General features: G+C 45.7%; 15 protein-coding genes. 13 read left to right on the top strand and 2 right to left on the bottom strand.

The window, feature by feature from the left end:
- Positions 1-77 precede the first annotated feature (77 nt).
- From galE to ICN47_RS05950, 3 genes are read left to right on the top strand one after another with little or no spacing between them, the layout of a single operon-like run.
- Complete coding sequence (galE, locus tag ICN47_RS05960) at positions 78-1,088, top strand: UDP-glucose 4-epimerase GalE (protein ID WP_216218982.1); 1,011 nt, start codon at positions 78-80, stop codon at positions 1,086-1,088.
- Positions 1,089-1,994, top strand: a complete 906-nt coding sequence (locus ICN47_RS05955; protein ID WP_216218981.1) for a DUF6492 family protein — start codon at positions 1,089-1,091, stop codon at positions 1,992-1,994. It abuts the gene before it with no gap.
- A gap of 2 nt (positions 1,995-1,996) precedes the next feature.
- Positions 1,997-2,971 (top strand): glycosyltransferase family 2 protein, encoded by a 975-nt coding sequence (locus tag ICN47_RS05950; RefSeq protein ID WP_216218980.1) that lies wholly within the window; start codon positions 1,997-1,999, stop codon positions 2,969-2,971.
- Positions 2,972-2,978: 7 nt separating this feature from the next.
- On the opposite strand, the gene ICN47_RS05945 is transcribed toward ICN47_RS05950, so the two are convergent.
- On the bottom strand, positions 2,979-3,869 hold the full coding sequence (locus ICN47_RS05945) for an alpha-1,2-fucosyltransferase (protein ID WP_216218979.1): 891 nt from the start codon (positions 3,867-3,869) through the stop codon (positions 2,979-2,981).
- 95 nt (positions 3,870-3,964) lie between these two features.
- Between ICN47_RS05945 and ICN47_RS05940 the strand changes: the two genes are divergently transcribed.
- The 6 genes from ICN47_RS05940 to waaC are packed head-to-tail and all read left to right on the top strand — an operon-like array spanning position 3,965 to position 9,685.
- Positions 3,965-5,041: a glycosyltransferase family 10 domain-containing protein gene (locus ICN47_RS05940; protein ID WP_216218978.1), complete on the top strand. Its 1,077-nt coding sequence runs from the start codon at positions 3,965-3,967 to the stop codon at positions 5,039-5,041.
- Positions 5,038-6,096 carry a dTDP-glucose 4,6-dehydratase gene (gene rfbB, locus ICN47_RS05935; RefSeq protein ID WP_216218977.1) on the top strand — a complete coding sequence of 353 codons (1,059 nt, stop codon included), beginning with the start codon at positions 5,038-5,040 and terminating at the stop codon, positions 6,094-6,096. The genes ICN47_RS05940 and rfbB overlap by 4 nt, the downstream gene beginning before the upstream one ends.
- A 26-nt stretch (positions 6,097-6,122) precedes the next feature.
- Complete coding sequence (gene rfbD, locus ICN47_RS05930; RefSeq protein WP_216218976.1) at positions 6,123-7,076, top strand: dTDP-4-dehydrorhamnose reductase; 954 nt, start codon at positions 6,123-6,125, stop codon at positions 7,074-7,076.
- A 19-nt stretch (positions 7,077-7,095) separates the two neighbouring features.
- On the top strand, positions 7,096-8,010 hold the full coding sequence (gene rfbA, locus ICN47_RS05925) for a glucose-1-phosphate thymidylyltransferase RfbA (RefSeq protein ID WP_216219103.1): 915 nt from the start codon (positions 7,096-7,098) through the stop codon (positions 8,008-8,010).
- A 12-nt stretch (positions 8,011-8,022) separates the two neighbouring features.
- Positions 8,023-8,592 (top strand): dTDP-4-dehydrorhamnose 3,5-epimerase, encoded by a 570-nt coding sequence (gene rfbC / locus ICN47_RS05920; protein WP_216218975.1) that lies wholly within the window; start codon positions 8,023-8,025, stop codon positions 8,590-8,592.
- A 55-nt stretch (positions 8,593-8,647) separates the two neighbouring features.
- Positions 8,648-9,685: a lipopolysaccharide heptosyltransferase I gene (gene waaC / locus ICN47_RS05915; RefSeq protein WP_216218974.1), complete on the top strand. Its 1,038-nt coding sequence runs from the start codon at positions 8,648-8,650 to the stop codon at positions 9,683-9,685.
- A gap of 12 nt (positions 9,686-9,697) precedes the next feature.
- Here waaC and ICN47_RS05910 read toward each other — a convergent pair whose 3' ends face one another.
- The gene (locus tag ICN47_RS05910) at positions 9,698-11,320 is read right to left on the bottom strand and encodes a TolC family protein (protein ID WP_216218973.1); all 1,623 of its coding nucleotides are present in this window, start codon (positions 11,318-11,320) and stop codon (positions 9,698-9,700) included.
- A gap of 121 nt (positions 11,321-11,441) precedes the next feature.
- Between ICN47_RS05910 and ICN47_RS05905 the strand changes: the two genes are divergently transcribed.
- Genes ICN47_RS05905 through trmB form a run of 4 tightly spaced genes read left to right on the top strand, consistent with a single transcriptional unit; the run spans position 11,442 to position 14,537 of the window.
- Entirely contained in the window at positions 11,442-12,287 is an 846-nt protein-coding gene (locus ICN47_RS05905; RefSeq protein WP_216218972.1) for an undecaprenyl-diphosphate phosphatase, read from the top strand.
- 24 nt (positions 12,288-12,311) lie between these two features.
- Positions 12,312-12,767 carry a DUF2721 domain-containing protein gene (locus ICN47_RS05900; RefSeq protein ID WP_216218971.1) on the top strand — a complete coding sequence of 152 codons (456 nt, stop codon included), beginning with the start codon at positions 12,312-12,314 and terminating at the stop codon, positions 12,765-12,767.
- Positions 12,768-12,814: 47 nt separating this feature from the next.
- The gene (locus tag ICN47_RS05895; RefSeq protein ID WP_216218970.1) at positions 12,815-13,750 is read left to right on the top strand and encodes a UDP-glucuronic acid decarboxylase family protein; all 936 of its coding nucleotides are present in this window, start codon (positions 12,815-12,817) and stop codon (positions 13,748-13,750) included.
- A 1-nt stretch (position 13,751) separates the two neighbouring features.
- A complete protein-coding gene (trmB, locus tag ICN47_RS05890; protein WP_370626271.1) occupies positions 13,752-14,537 on the top strand; it encodes a tRNA (guanosine(46)-N7)-methyltransferase TrmB in 786 nt (261 codons plus the stop codon).
- Positions 14,538-14,555: the final 18 nt, after the last annotated feature.

Here is a 14,555-nt window from a genome sequence, read left to right as displayed (position 1 = left end):
CGCTCGGGGGTTGATGATGGATGAGGTTTCCAGTATTTCCGAGTTAATTAAGTGTTTACATTGGCGGACAAATTGCAATGATTCTTTTAACGGGTGCCACTGGCTATATAGGCTCACATACATGGCTTGAATTGCTGCTCGCAGGCAATCGCGTTATTGGTCTAGACAATTTTATTAATTCCAGCCCATTGGCTTTATCTCGGATCGAGTCTCTCGCTGGCCAAAAATTAGAATTTATCGAAGGCAATGTTTGCGATAAAGCTTTTTTAGAAACTGTCTTCAAAAAATATCCAATCAAGGGCGTGATTCATTTTGCCGCCCTAAAAGCAGTTGGCGAGTCCGTTGCGCAGCCATTGCGTTATTACCAAAATAATCTCGCAGGCCTTTTTACCCTTTTAGAAGTGATGCAGGAAAACAACTGCAAGAATTTTGTTTTTAGTTCTTCCGCAACGGTCTATGGTGACCCTAGTGTGGTGCCCATTAATGAATCCTCACCAGTACAGCCGACCAATCCCTATGGTCAAACCAAACTGATGAGTGAGCAGGTCCTACGTGACTTAGAGGTATCTGATCCTAGTTGGCGCGTAGCGTATTTGCGTTACTTCAATCCTGTGGGCGCACATGAGTCTGGAATGATTGGTGAAGATCCTCAAGGCATTCCAAACAATCTCACGCCATTAGTTGCGCGTGTTGCAGCTGGCAGAATGCCTGAGCTCAAGGTGTATGGGAATGACTGGTCTACCCCTGATGGCACGGGCGTTAGAGACTACATCCATGTGGTGGATTTGGCGCAGGCGCACGTGAAGGCTGTGGAATATTTATTGGCTGGGCGCGATTCCTTGACGGTGAACTTGGGAACTGGTCAAGGCTATAGCGTGATGGATGTACTCAAGGCCTACGGTGATGTCGTAGGTCGCCCTATTCCTTATCAAGTGGTGGATAGAAGGCCAGGTGATATCGCTACTTGCTATGCAGATCCTTCCTTGGCTGAAAAATTACTCGGTTGGAAAGCGCGTCGTAATTTAGGGCAAATGTGTGCCGATAGTTGGCGCTGGCAATCTCAAAACCCAATGGGTTACGAATCTTAAATGGCAGTGGATTTCGTTCTATATTGCAAATCGTATCGACGAGATTTGTTGCGCGTAAAGCGTTTACTCGAATCCATTCGTAAACACAATATTGAATCGATTCCTTTTTATATCTCCACCCCACTAGAAGACCGAGATATCTTATTTGCACTCTTGGGCGAGAACCAGGGTTATCAGTGGATTGCTGATGAGACGATCGTGCAAGCAAATCCTCGTGCTCCAAAAGATATTCAGAAGACGAGATCCGGTGGTATCGCTCAACAAGTCATTAAGTCTGAATTTTGGAGATTGGGTCTCGCAAGTAATTATTTATGCATTGATTCCGATAGCATTTTTATTCGGGATTTTGGTAAGGCAGATTTCCTGGCGCCTGATGGGTTGCCATATACCGTCCTCCATCAAAATAAAGAGCTGTTCCAGATAGCAACAAATCGTGGCCATCTTCGGGTTGAAAAAGAATTGCGCAAAGAGGCTGAAACCGTCAAAGCCTTATTTGGCAGGGTTGGTCCTAACTACTACTGCGCTCCAGCCCCCTTTATTTGGTCGGCTAAAGTATGGGAGTCTTTGGACCAGCAGTATTTGCAACCTAAGGGCATGACCCTTTGGGATCTCATTACCCCAGAGCATCCCGAGACCCTGATCTATGGTGAGACTTTACTTAAATACCAAGCTATTCCAGTGCGAATGATTGAACCCTTGTTCCGGATTTATCACTACGACTGGCATTACTATCTCTCGCGTCGCTTAGGTGAGACTCAAGAGAAGTTAAAACAAAACTTTATGGGCGTGATTTATCAATCCGCTTGGGAATCTGAATTAGATTTTGGCGCCCCCACCAAGTCTTTGCCGTCCAGATTATTAAAACGAAGCAAGCGCTTCTTGCGCCTTTTGCAAAGTTATCTTTAAATATGAATGACATTGCTAATACCGCAGAAATTGCAAAAGTATCTAAGGGCGATAAGAGTGACCTACCTTTGGTCAGCGTCTCCATGCCGGTGTTTAATTCTGAGCGCTATATTACCGAAGCAATCGAAAGTGTATTAGCCCAAACCTATACGAATTTTGAGTTGATCATTGTGGATGATGGCTCTAGCGATCGAACACGCAAGATCATTGATCAATTTACCGATAAACGCATTATTAAGGTGTACTCCGATCAGAACCGGGGTTTGATTACTACCCGCAATCTCATTGCTGGCATGGCCAAAGGCAAGTACCTTGCGCTCTTGGATGCTGATGACCGTGCCTTTCCTGAAAGACTTGCGCTTCAAGTAGATTTTTTAGAAAACAACTTCGCAGATTTATGTGGTGCTGACCATTTCACTTTGAATCAGGTGACTGGTGAGCGCAAGAGTTCTAAGCAACGCCACTCCAATGCCGATATTCAGGCATTGCTCAGCGTATGTAGTCCAGTATGCAATCCAGCGATAATGGGTAAGCTTGAGATATTTAAGCAATTTCCTTACAAAGCTTCATATATGCATGCGGAAGACTATTGCTTATGGACTGAGATTGCTTTGGCTGGGTACCGTTTTGCCAATATTAAAAAGAAGCTGATTACTTATCGCTTGCACTCTACGCAAACTAGCGTGAACCATCTTCAGGCTGCGCGTAATGTGTTTTCAAATGCGCAGGCAAGTTATTTAAAGACGCTGGGCATCCCCGAGACTTGTTTGCCCAGGCCACTTCCTTTTTATGAGCGCCTAAAGTACGGTGTGACTTTTATTAAGCTCATTAATGAACGCATTCCCCATATCTCTATTGGGGCGAATATGGAGCTGTATGCCCGCTTTCAATTTCGGGGTAATGGCTTATGGACTCCCCTTACGCGTTTAGAGCGTATCTGCGTTGCCTTCTATGGCAGCGTTATCGGACGTTCTTAATAGTTTTCTAGGCGGGAAGTCTTTGCCAGCTGGCTGGCAGAAGATTAGATAGATCAAGACTACTATCGCTAATCCAGCGATTAGGCGCGAACACCAAACCACTGCAATCTTTCTTAAGCCAAGCACCCCACCAACTCAAAGAGCTGTTTGCAATGATGTGATGCTTGCACTCATACATGAGTTGCAACTCTTGGGCGGCAGCATCTGCTTGCGAGGAATTCTCTACAAAGGTGATCTTGAGATCTTGAGGTAGAGCTTCTTTGGCCCAGGGTAGATCGTCTGAAAAGATAAAGAAATGCGCATTGGGCTTATTGAGTAAAAGTGCTTCAATAGCCTGCTGGTAATAACTTAGCGCTAGAACGCCATGAAACTTGGCTGCTGAAGGGGAGTTCACATAATCCCCACGGCGTATATGGAGCATTACTGAATCGCTAGAGCGAATTTGCTCGAGATAAGGCTGATAGTGCTCGGCAGCAGGCCTTTTGGTTTTAAATTCACTTTGAAGAATAGGGCGAATTGCTTCTACATAAGGGAAGGCTTGCCAATAGCCAAATAGAAATAGATCTCGCTGAGCCATTGCCCGTAAGTGCAAGAGTTGCTCGTCAAACCCAAAGGCATTTTGTTGATAGTAGATAACAGGACCAATAGGTAGCCATTTTTGTAAAGACCGTATGAGCTTATTCGGTCTTTTAGGGAAGGTGACTTTACTACTGACACCTTCTCTAATATTGAGTAGATCTAACTGATAGGGGCGCGGTGTTGTTTCGGCTTGTGGTACATCAAACCAAGAACGATCAAGCAAAAAGGTGCTTTGATAATGTTCTGATAGGGCTCTAGCAATCGCATATTGAAACATTTGATTGCCTAGGCCGCCCTGGAGGTATGAGTAAATGGCCATAACCCTATAATTAGACCATTAACAATGAAGCCCCTTACCTTGGCGTTGATTCATGTAGGTGCTTCAGAAACGTAACCTTAAGTGAGCGGCCTGCTATGTTAGTTGGAGGGATTGTCGGATGGGAGGAGGGTCAAGATGATCTATTTAATCCTCAAAGCCTCCGAAATCGCGATGATTGCCTTGAGCCCTTCAGAGTGTTGCAGGCTAAAGCCGCCCAACAGGGAGTTGAGCTGCACACAATAGATGTTCTCCAGCAAAAAGGCATTACACCGAATTTCACTCTGTATTTGGAGGCGGTGCCATTAATCCCAATTAAGAATTGCAAGAATTACCTGATTCGTTTTGAAACAGAGCTTACCGTTCCGGTAAATGGCGATCCTCAATATCTCAATCAGTTCGATGGCATCTTTACTTGGGATCAGGCTTTATTGAATGCCAATTCAACCAATGCGCTGAATCAAAAAACAGCTTTAGTTCCCAAATTTGCCATTGCTTATCCGAATGTATTGCCTGCTCAATTTACATCAAACGAAATCGTCAACCCTGGGTTTGCCAATCGTGATCTCTTTTGTGTGTTGATTGGCAGCAATCGTCATGCTAATTTGCCTGATGCTAGAGAGTTGTATTCTGAACGAGTCAAGGCGATTCGTTGGTTTGAAACGCATGCGCCAAAAGATTTTGCTTTGTTTGGTAATGGTTGGCTGGTGCCACAAAAGCGTCTGGGTAAATCTGGTAAGTGGCGTTATCGCATGGAAAAGGTCCTGCCATTTTTATTGGGGCAAGCTGTCTTTTCGAGTTACAGGGGCTCTGCAAGAAATAAGTTTGAGGTCTTAGCTAAATCCCGTTTTTGTATTTGTTTTGAAAATGCAAAAGATATCCCTGGCTATATCACTGAGAAGTTATTTGATTCTTTGTTTGCGGGTTGTGTGCCGGTTTACTGGGGCGAGCCGAATATTGAAAATATCGTGCCCAGCGCCTGTTTCATTGATTTCCGCCAGTTTTTAGGTAGCGCAGATCCTTATCGTGATTTGTATCAATACATTAGTAAAATGACGGAGCAGGACTATCTTGCCTATCAAGAGGCAGGCAGGCAGTTCTTGGCTTCCCCAGCATTTAGGCCGTATAGCTCAGAGGCATTTGCGGATGCCATTTTAGGACCACTTCAATCATGATTTTAGTTACTGGCGGTGCAGGCTTTATTGGCGGCAATTTTGTATTGGACTGGCTTGCCAATCCAAATGCCGAAGGTATCGTCAATCTCGATAAGTTGACCTATGCGGGCAATCTCGCCACTTTAGATTCTTTGAAAAAAGATTCTCGCCATGTTTTTATTCATGGTGATATTGGCGATAAAGAGCTCGTCACCAAATTACTAAAAGAGCATCAGCCTCGTGCGATCGTGAACTTTGCAGCAGAGAGTCATGTGGATCGCTCGATTCATGGACCTGCAGAATTTGTGCAAACCAATATTGTGGGAACCTTTAATTTATTAGAGTGCGCACGTGAATATTGGAATGGACTCCAAGGCCCCGCAAAAGAAGGCTTTCGCTTTCATCATGTTTCCACGGATGAGGTCTATGGATCTTTGTCGATGACGGACCCTGCATTTACAGAAACCAATCCATACGAACCCAATAGCCCTTACTCTGCCTCTAAGGCAGCATCAGATCACTTGGTGCGCGCTTGGTTCCATACCTACGGTTTCCCTGTAGTGACAACCAATTGTTCTAATAACTATGGTCCTTATCACTTCCCGGAGAAGTTGATTCCATTGGTGATTCTGAATGCGCTCAATAGCAAGCCCTTGCCGATTTATGGCGATGGACAACAAATTCGTGACTGGCTTTATGTAGGCGATCATTGCTCGGCAATTCGTGAAGTGTTGGCCAAAGGTAAATTGGGTGAGACCTACAACATTGGTGGCTGGAATGAAAAAGCCAATATGGAGGTTGTGAAAACGATCTGCACTATTTTGGATGAGCTCAAGCCACGTGCGGATGGCAAATCGTACGCGGAGCAAATTACTTTTGTTAAAGACCGCCCTGGTCACGATCGCCGCTATGCCATTGATGCGAGTAAGGTAGAGCGTGACTTAGGTTGGCGTCCAGCAGAAACCTTTGATACTGGTATTCGTAAAACGATTCAGTGGTACCTGGATAATCCAGTGTGGATTGAGGGTGTGGTTAGCGGCTCTTACCGCGACTGGCTGCAAAAGCAGTACAACTAAGCTATCAATACGCCAAAGTATCCCGCATGAATATCCTCATCTTTGGTAAAGACGGTCAATTAGGTAAAGCCTTTCGTACCTTAATTGACAGTACAAGCCTCTCTAAGGATCATCAGATTCAATATGTGGGGCGTGATGATTGCGATCTTTCACAAGTTGAAAAAGTAAGAACCCTATTGAGCGCAGCTAAACCTGATCTCATCATCAATGCTGCGGCATATACCGCAGTAGATAAGGCTGAGACCGAGGTGGAATTAGCGAATGCGATCAACGCCAGGGCGCCAGAGGCGATGGCGCAATATGCCGCTGCTCATGGTGCAATTTTCCTGCATTACTCAACCGATTATGTTTTTGATGGTAGTAAAGCGGGGTTTTACACAGAAGATGATGCGCGTAATCCGCTGGGCGCTTATGGCAAGAGTAAAGCAACAGGCGAAGAAGCAATTGAAAAAGCTTTTTCAAATACGACCCAAGGTCAGTACGCTATCTTTCGCACGAGTTGGGTCTATGGTACAGGTAGTAATTTCATCAGAACCATTTTGCGTTTAGCCAAAGAGCGCGATGAACTTAAAGTGATCCAAGATCAACTCGGTGTACCCACTTCTGCTGATTGGCTGGCTAAGCTAAGTTTAGATTTAGCTCTCAATCAAAGTGGTGAGCTTAGAAAGTTTGATTCAGGTATTTACCATGCAGTCCCTCCGGGAGAAAGCAATTGGCATGCTCTGGCTTGTTTGGCCGTAGAGGCTGCAAGCGATGCTGGCATCTCTTTGAAGAGCGCTTCAGGCGCAATTAAGCCCATCAAGGCTGTTGAGTACCCCTTACCAGCCCCAAGGCCTATGAATTCACGGATGGCGACAGACAAGCTCAGGCAGGCTATTAAGGCTACTGGGGATGTGTCAAAATTGCAGCAATGGAACAAACCCTGGTCCGATGATGTTTGGGCTTATGTTCAGCAATTGGCCAAAGATGGCCTGATATAAAAAGTAGATAAAAATGGCAATCAATCGTAAAGGCATTATTTTGGCTGGCGGCTCTGGAACGCGTTTGTATCCAGTAACTCAAGCCGTCTCAAAACAATTGATGCCGGTCTATGACAAGCCCATGGTCTATTACCCGCTGACAACATTAATGTTGGCTGGTATTCGCGATATCTTATTAATCTCGACCCCGCATGACACCCCCCGTTTTTCTGAGCTCTTGGGTGATGGATCGCAGTGGGGTCTAAATATTCAATACTGCGTGCAGCCTTCTCCTGATGGTTTGGCGCAAGCTTTCACCTTGGGCAAGAACTTTGTGGGCAATGATCCCAGCGCATTGGTGCTCGGAGACAATATTTTTTATGGCCACGAGCTCGTGGGACAGCTTGATAGCGCTAACCAAAGAACGTCTGGTGCTACTGTTTTTGCTTATCACGTGACCGATCCAGAGCGTTATGGCGTAGTGGAGTTTGATCAGAATTACAAAGCCCTCTCGATTGAAGAAAAGCCTGCTAAACCCCGAAGCAATTATGCGGTAACAGGTTTGTACTTTTATGACAATCAAGTCTGTGATGTAGCTGCTGCGATTAAACCGAGTGCTCGTGGCGAGTTAGAGATTACTGATGTCAATCGTTTTTACCTGGAGAGAAATGAACTCAATGTCGAAATTATGGGTCGTGGTTTTGCCTGGTTAGATACTGGTACGCATGATTCTTTATTAGATGCCGCTGGATTTATTGCTACCTTACAAAAGCGTCAGGGCCTGATGGTTGCTTGCCCTGAAGAAATTGCCTACCGACAAGGTTGGATTAGTGCAGAAGTAGTGCAAAAGGTAGCAGCGCAGTTGAGCAAGAATAGCTATGGTCAATACCTCAATAAGATTTTGCATGAGCTCAATACCTCAGCTCAGCCAATCTCTTTGTCTCCTAAGAAATAAGGGAAGCTTCGTTTGACTACTGCTCCTTTAAAACTCCAAGTAACACCAACGGCGATTCATGATGTCTTAATCATTGAGCCAAAAGTCTTTGGTGATGAGCGCGGTTGGTTTACGGAGTCCTTTAATGCACAAGATTTTGCGCAAGCCACTGGTCTGACCGTCGACTTTGTGCAAGATAACCATTCTTTTTCTAAGCAATGGACTTTGCGTGGATTGCATTACCAGTTAGAGCAATCTCAAGGTAAATTAGTCCGCGTAGTTGCTGGTAGCGTATTCGATGTGGCGGTCGATATTCGTAAGTCTTCTCCGTCCTACGGTAAATGGGTGGGGGTAGAGCTCAGCGCTCAGAATCATAAACAGATGTGGATTCCGGCAGGATTAGCCCATGGCTTTTTGGTCTTATCAGAGTCTGCAGAGTTTCTCTATAAAACCACCGACTACTATCATCCGCAAAGCGAAGCCTGTCTGGTTTGGAATGATCCTACCGTGGGCGTGCAATGGCCATTGCCGGCAGGAATCACTCCCAATATGAATGCCAAGGATCTCAATGGCTTGGCTTGGGATGTAGCTCCAAAGTTTTAATTCGGCTTTAACTCCGTTTTAAATCACTACTATTAAAAGATAAGATAATGCTCACATGAGCACTGCATCGCCCAAAATCCTGATCGTCAAACTCTCCTCCTTGGGAGATGTCTTGCACAATCTCCCGCTGGTTTGGGATCTGCGTGCAAGATTGCCCAATGCGCAAATTGATTGGGTGGTCGAAGAGGCTTATGTTCACTTGCTCCAGCCTTTGTTATCAAAGGATGGATTCAAAGGAATTGATCGCATCATTCCCTTTGGGCTGCGACGCTGGAAAAAACATCTTCTTGAGATCAAGACTTGGCAACAATTTTTTGCCTTCAAAAAACAACTGCAAGAAGTCACTTACGACACGGTTATTGAGACTCAAGGCTTATTGAAATCTGCTTTGGTGTGTGCTTTAGCAAAAAAGACCCCTAATGCAGTTGTGGCTGGCCTGGCAAACGCTACTGAGTTTTCAGGTTACGAGCCCATTGCAAAGAATTTTTACAATCATTTAGTACAAGTTCCGATTCATACACATGCGGTGGACCGCTCTCGTTTAGTGATGTGCTCTGCATTCGATTGGCCTGTCATCAAACGTGCTGATACTCCCCAGTTTTATGGATCCCAAATTCAATTGGATTTAAGTAAGGCTGCGATCCCAGAGCTAATAACACCATATGTACTCTTTTTTCATTCGACTGCGAGAGAAGCCAAGCGTTGGTCCAATGAGGCTTGGGTTGCCTTGGGCAATGAACTGGCGAGCCGCGGATATCAAGTGGTTTTGCCGTGGGGTAATGCCACTGAGAGGGCTGTAAGTGTGGAGTTGGCTAAGCAGATTCCTAATGCCTTGGTGCCTCCGGGATTCTCTATTGAGGAGGCATTCTCGGTGATTGCGGGTGCAGCGCTGACTGTGGGCGTCGATACAGGCTTAACCCATTTGGCTGCCGTCCTTGGCTTGCCTACCGTAGAAATCTACTGTGATTCACCGCTATGGAAGACAGAAGGGTATTGGGCTCATCACATCCGCAATGTGGGCGATATTCAATCGCCGCCGAGCACAGAAGAGGTCATCAAAGCCTCTCTGGAATTACTGACTAGACCTACTTAATAACTAAATTGCTCAGCGTAACAAAGTATTGATGGAAATTAAATCTTCATCAGAGAGTGCAGCTGCTTGCGCCTTTAATTTAATTGCGTTGAGGATGGTGTTGTAGCGCGCCTGTTGCAACTGGGATCTCGTATTGATCAACGTATCTAATGCAATGAGCACATCGATATTGATTAATGTCCCCACCTGAAATCCAAGCTTACTAGATTCAAGAGCTGAGCTCGATGAGCGCTCTGCTGCTTCAAAGGCTTTGACGCTCGCTAGGCCGCCGTAGAACCCGGTAAATGCCGCGCGCGTGTTTTGTGCTGCAGTTCTTCTGGCGTTATCAAAGTTGGCCTTGGCAGTATCTACTAGTGCAGCATTCTGACGAATCACAGAACTGGCGTAACCGCCAGACACCAAAGGAATATTCATCTGCAACGAGATGGTGTTGTTATAAACATTCGAGTTGTTTGGTTGATAGCTATTTGGTGTGCCGTTAGAAGTGTTAAAGCCGCTAGTACCTACTAAGTTAATAGAAGGGTAGTTCAGGGCTTGTGAACCTCGATAAGTACTTTCAGCCAGATTGACGCTGAGCTGTCCCGCCAGAACATTAAAGTTTGCTGTCTCCGCTTGCTTAATCCAGTCATCTAAGGTTTGGCCTGGGGGCAGTTGTGGATTAACGCTGTCAGCAATGGAAATTTCTTTAGCATCTTTGCTCTTAGAGCGTGGATCTTTGAGGACGCCATCAATCTTCGCTTCTTTAGTGAGTGGCTTGAGGGCGCCTACAGGGCGGCCCACGATCTGCTCTAATACGCCTCGCTTCACAACGAGATCAGCTTGCGCTCCAATCTCTTGGGAGTTCGCCAAATCAAGAGCAGCTTGTGCTGTATTGACATCCACAATGGTGGCAAGTCCAGCATCAAACTTCGCTTGAGCAATTTCTAATTGCTGTTTGATTAAGCTCTTTTTGTTGCGATAGAGCTCAACGTTATCTTGACTGGTGAGTGCATCGAAATACGCTTGTGATACCCGAATAATTAAATCTTGCTGTGCCAAATAAAAACGCATGTCGGCTAACTTAGTATTTAAATCTCCCTGCTTGAATGCTTCAAGAGCAGTCAGATTAAATATCGGTTGCGTTAGTGTGACGGTGTAGTTCTTTTGGTCAAAGACGCGGGAGTTACCCGGGCCTTGAGCTACTGTTGTTGTACCTTGACCGTGTTGGTAGTAACGCGTGCCACCAGGCGTAGCGTTAGCCTGCGGTAACAGCAGTGACAGACCTTGCCAATAGAGTTCTTTGCTCGCTTCATAGTTAAAACGAGCGGCATTGAGAACTGGGTCGCTAAATGCAGCCTCTTGATAGAGTGAAATTAAATCGTTTAGACGGCTCTTGTCAATATTTGCTGAGCTATTAGCATTGACATTCGAGGGCGTCGCTTGATCCGGTAAGGCTAATTTAGGCGGCGCAATAAATTGGGGTGGTTGATCTAGGCCAGTTAATGATTTAGCGCTAATGGGGGTGGGCAAAGAAGGGGGAGCCCCATTTGCAGCCTGTGCCCAAACATCAGAAGAACCAAGCCCGAGGCCGAGCGCCTGACTCAGGATTAGGCTGATTGCTTTTATCTGAGAAGGATGGGGGCGTCTTGGGGTCATGTAATTCAAATGCTTTTTTAATGTGCCATGCAGTTTAAGGCTAATTTATTCAAATTGCTCATTTCTGCTGTATTTTGCCAAATAGTCTAAAACTTGCCTGGATACCTATAAAATTTAGCCCATGGATCTAATTTTGTTGGCTAAAGCGGTAATTCTGGGGGTGGTTGAGGGCTTAACGGAGTTTTTGCCGATCTCCAGCACAGGGCATCTGATTTTGGTCGGGGATTTGCTCAATTTCAATGACGATCAAGGCAAAGCCTTTGAGGTCATTATTCAGTTCGGCGCTATTTTGGCAGTTTGCTGGGAGTTTCGGCATAAGCTCTGGAGCATAGCCTCCTCATTTAAGGCGAGCTCTCAGTCTCGTCGCTTTGTGCTTAACCTCATCATTGCTTCAATCCCAGCGATGGGCCTAGGCTTGTTGTTTAGTAAACACATTAAGGCAGTTTTATTTGCTCCTATTCCCGTAGCCAGTGCTTTTATTGTTGGAGCCTTGGTCATTTTCTGGGCAGAGCGTAGGCAGCTACATTTAAGTCCTTCAGAAAGAGCCATTCATTCTGTTGAAGATCTCACTACTTTAGATGCGCTGAAAGTAGGTTTAGCGCAATGCGCTGCCCTGATCCCTGGCACTTCACGATCGGGTGCCACCATCATTGGGGGCATGCTCTTTGGTATTCCGAGGGTAGTAGCGACTGAGTTCTCTTTTTTCTTGGCGATCCCCGTGATCGGTGGAGCCACTGCTTATGAACTACTCAAGCTTTGGAAGGCGCCAGTAACCTTCTCGGGGGCGTACAGCTTAGCAATTGTGGTGGGTTTCATCGCCGCCTTTATCTCTGCCTTTATCTGCGTACGCTGGTTAATTCGTTATGTAGGCCACCACAATTTTGTGCCATTTGCTTGGTACCGAATTGCCTTTGGCTTAATAGTTCTCATCACTGCATACACTGGCTTAATTGCCTGGTCTCATTAATTCATCAATCATTTAGGAATCAATATGGACGTATCCATTGATGCAATTACCAATAATATTCAGCTAGCCTTGGCGCCGGTTTTTTTATTAACTGCGGTTGCTACTTTGCTCAATGCGATTTCAGCGCGATTAGCGCGATCGGTAGATCGTATGCGCTCGATTCAAAAACTCATTCATGGGGATCCCAACCTGACAGAGACGGCTCGAGTGCAAATGCGGATTGAGGCGAATGAGGCAAAAATCCGTGGTCGTTTGTGCACTGCGGCGATCTTTTTTGATGTCTTAAGCGGATTATTTATTTCCTTAACCGTGCTTGAGCTCTTCTTCTTTCAGGCCGGGGCTGTCAGATCCCTTCAGACTGCCTATGTCATTTGGACCTTTGTGCTGGGTTTAGTGTCCTTTATGACCTCATTGGGCTTTGTATTGGCTGAAGTGGTATTCGCCTATCGCTCGGCTGGCTGGGACTCTCCTCATCACTAGGTGATTGATGCCGTTAAAATTGGCAGAACTTTAATAAAAGACTCAATATGAACAAAATCCTCATTACTGGTGGCGCAGGCTTTTTAGGCTCTCACCTCACTGAAAGACTTCTTAAGGATAAGAATGAGGTTTTGGTGGTCGATAATTTCTTTACCGGTAGCAAGCAAAACCTTGAGCATTTGCTATCGAATACCAAATTAGAAGTCATGCGTCACGATGTGACTTTTCCGCTGTATGTAGAGACAAATCAGATTTACAACTTAGCCTGTCCTGCATCACCAGTACATTATCAGTATGACCCTGTGCAAACGACGAAGACCAGTGTGCATGGTGCGATCAATATGTTGGGTTTAGCAAAGCGAACTCGTGCGCGTATTTTGCAAGCATCGACCAGTGAAGTGTATGGCGATCCAGAAGTACATCCCCAGCCAGAAGAATATTGGGGAAGAGTCAATCCCATCGGCATTCGCTCTTGCTATGACGAAGGCAAGCGTTGTGCAGAAACTTTGTTCTTTGACTATTACCGTCAACACGGTTTGGATATTAAAGTCGTGCGTATTTTTAATACCTACGGCCCTCGTATGAATCCCCATGATGGACGCGTAGTGAGTAACTTCATCGTCCAAGCACTACAAGGTAAAGACATCACTATTTACGGCGATGGTCAGCAAACTCGCAGCTTTTGCTACGTAGATGACTTGATCGATGCTTTTGTACTCATGATGAATTCCGAGCAAGGCTTTACAGGCCCTGTAAACACTGGTAACCCAGGTGAATTTACGATGCTGCAGTTGGCTGAAACTATTTTGCGCCTCTCTGGCAGTAAATCGAAATTGGTTTTTGAGCCATTGCCATCCGATGACCCAAAACAGCGTCAGCCCAATATCGAGCTTGCAAAAGCAAAGCTGGGTTGGGAGCCAAAAGTAAACCTAGAGGATGGTTTAAAAGAAACCATTGCCTACTTTAGGAAGGTACTGGCTTAACTTGTCGTCCCATCCAGTTGAGCGCATTCGCTCTTTTGTCTTAAGGGCAGGCAGAACCACCGCAGGTCAGCAGCGCGCCATTGAGGAGCTAGGCCCGCAATTTTTGATTCCGTTTCAGGATGGGCAAGTTGACTTCGTCAATGCTTTTGGGGGATCAAATAAACCCAAGATTCTAGAAATCGGATTTGGTATGGGGGAGACCACTGCCAAAATCGCTGCCCTTCGAAAAGATGATGATTTTCTGGCGATTGAAGTGCACCCACCAGGAGTGGGCGCGCTACTCAAGTTGATTGGTGAAAACCAACTCACCAATCTGAGGCTAATTCGCCATGATGCTGTGGAGGTTTTGGAGAGGATGCTTCCAGAAAATGCTTTAGATGGAATTCATATTTACTTTGCAGATCCCTGGCACAAGAAGCGCCATCATAAGCGTCGCCTCATTCAATCTACTTTTGTAAAGTTGTTGGTCTCTCGTTTAAAGCCTGGCGGCTACCTGCATTTAGCAACCGACTGGCATAACTATGCCGAGCAAATGCTTTTAGTCTTGAACGCTGAACCTGCATTGCAAAATACTTCTGGTGAGCAAATCAAGATTGAGACCTTCGGTGCTGATGATGTCGCTAAAGATGGTGAGTCTTCAAATGAATTTAAGCCAAGCTTGGCTCAGCTAGAGGCCCATCATGCGGGGTATGTAGAAAGACCAGCATATAGACCCATCACCAAGTTTGAGAACCGTGGCATCAAGCTAGGCCACGGTGTTTGGGATCTGGTCTATATCAAAAGGTAAGCGTTTTGAAGTTGGACT

The organism is Polynucleobacter sp. AP-Latsch-80-C2 (assembly GCF_018882185.1).
GTDB lineage: Bacteria > Pseudomonadota > Gammaproteobacteria > Burkholderiales > Burkholderiaceae > Polynucleobacter.
The sequence above is the reverse complement of the archived record's forward strand: the minus strand, read 5'-3'. Positions and strand labels throughout refer to the sequence as shown.

What these genes read in the sequence shown, in the direction of transcription:
- galE (WP_216218982.1), top strand. Translation starts at nt 78, where the DNA reads ATGATTCTTTTAACGGGTGCCACTGGCTATATAGGCTCACATACATGG.
- ICN47_RS05955 (WP_216218981.1), top strand. Translation starts at nt 1,089, where the DNA reads ATGGCAGTGGATTTCGTTCTATATTGCAAATCGTATCGACGAGATTTG.
- ICN47_RS05950 (WP_216218980.1), top strand. Translation starts at nt 1,997, where the DNA reads ATGAATGACATTGCTAATACCGCAGAAATTGCAAAAGTATCTAAGGGC.
- ICN47_RS05945 (WP_216218979.1), bottom strand. Translation starts at nt 3,869, where the DNA reads ATGGCCATTTACTCATACCTCCAGGGCGGCCTAGGCAATCAAATGTTT.
- ICN47_RS05940 (WP_216218978.1), top strand. Translation starts at nt 3,965, where the DNA reads ATGTTAGTTGGAGGGATTGTCGGATGGGAGGAGGGTCAAGATGATCTA.
- rfbB (WP_216218977.1), top strand. Translation starts at nt 5,038, where the DNA reads ATGATTTTAGTTACTGGCGGTGCAGGCTTTATTGGCGGCAATTTTGTA.
- rfbD (WP_216218976.1), top strand. Translation starts at nt 6,123, where the DNA reads ATGAATATCCTCATCTTTGGTAAAGACGGTCAATTAGGTAAAGCCTTT.
- waaC (WP_216218974.1), top strand. Translation starts at nt 8,648, where the DNA reads ATGAGCACTGCATCGCCCAAAATCCTGATCGTCAAACTCTCCTCCTTG.
- ICN47_RS05910 (WP_216218973.1), bottom strand. Translation starts at nt 11,320, where the DNA reads ATGACCCCAAGACGCCCCCATCCTTCTCAGATAAAAGCAATCAGCCTA.
- ICN47_RS05905 (WP_216218972.1), top strand. Translation starts at nt 11,442, where the DNA reads ATGGATCTAATTTTGTTGGCTAAAGCGGTAATTCTGGGGGTGGTTGAG.
- ICN47_RS05900 (WP_216218971.1), top strand. Translation starts at nt 12,312, where the DNA reads ATGGACGTATCCATTGATGCAATTACCAATAATATTCAGCTAGCCTTG.
- ICN47_RS05895 (WP_216218970.1), top strand. Translation starts at nt 12,815, where the DNA reads ATGAACAAAATCCTCATTACTGGTGGCGCAGGCTTTTTAGGCTCTCAC.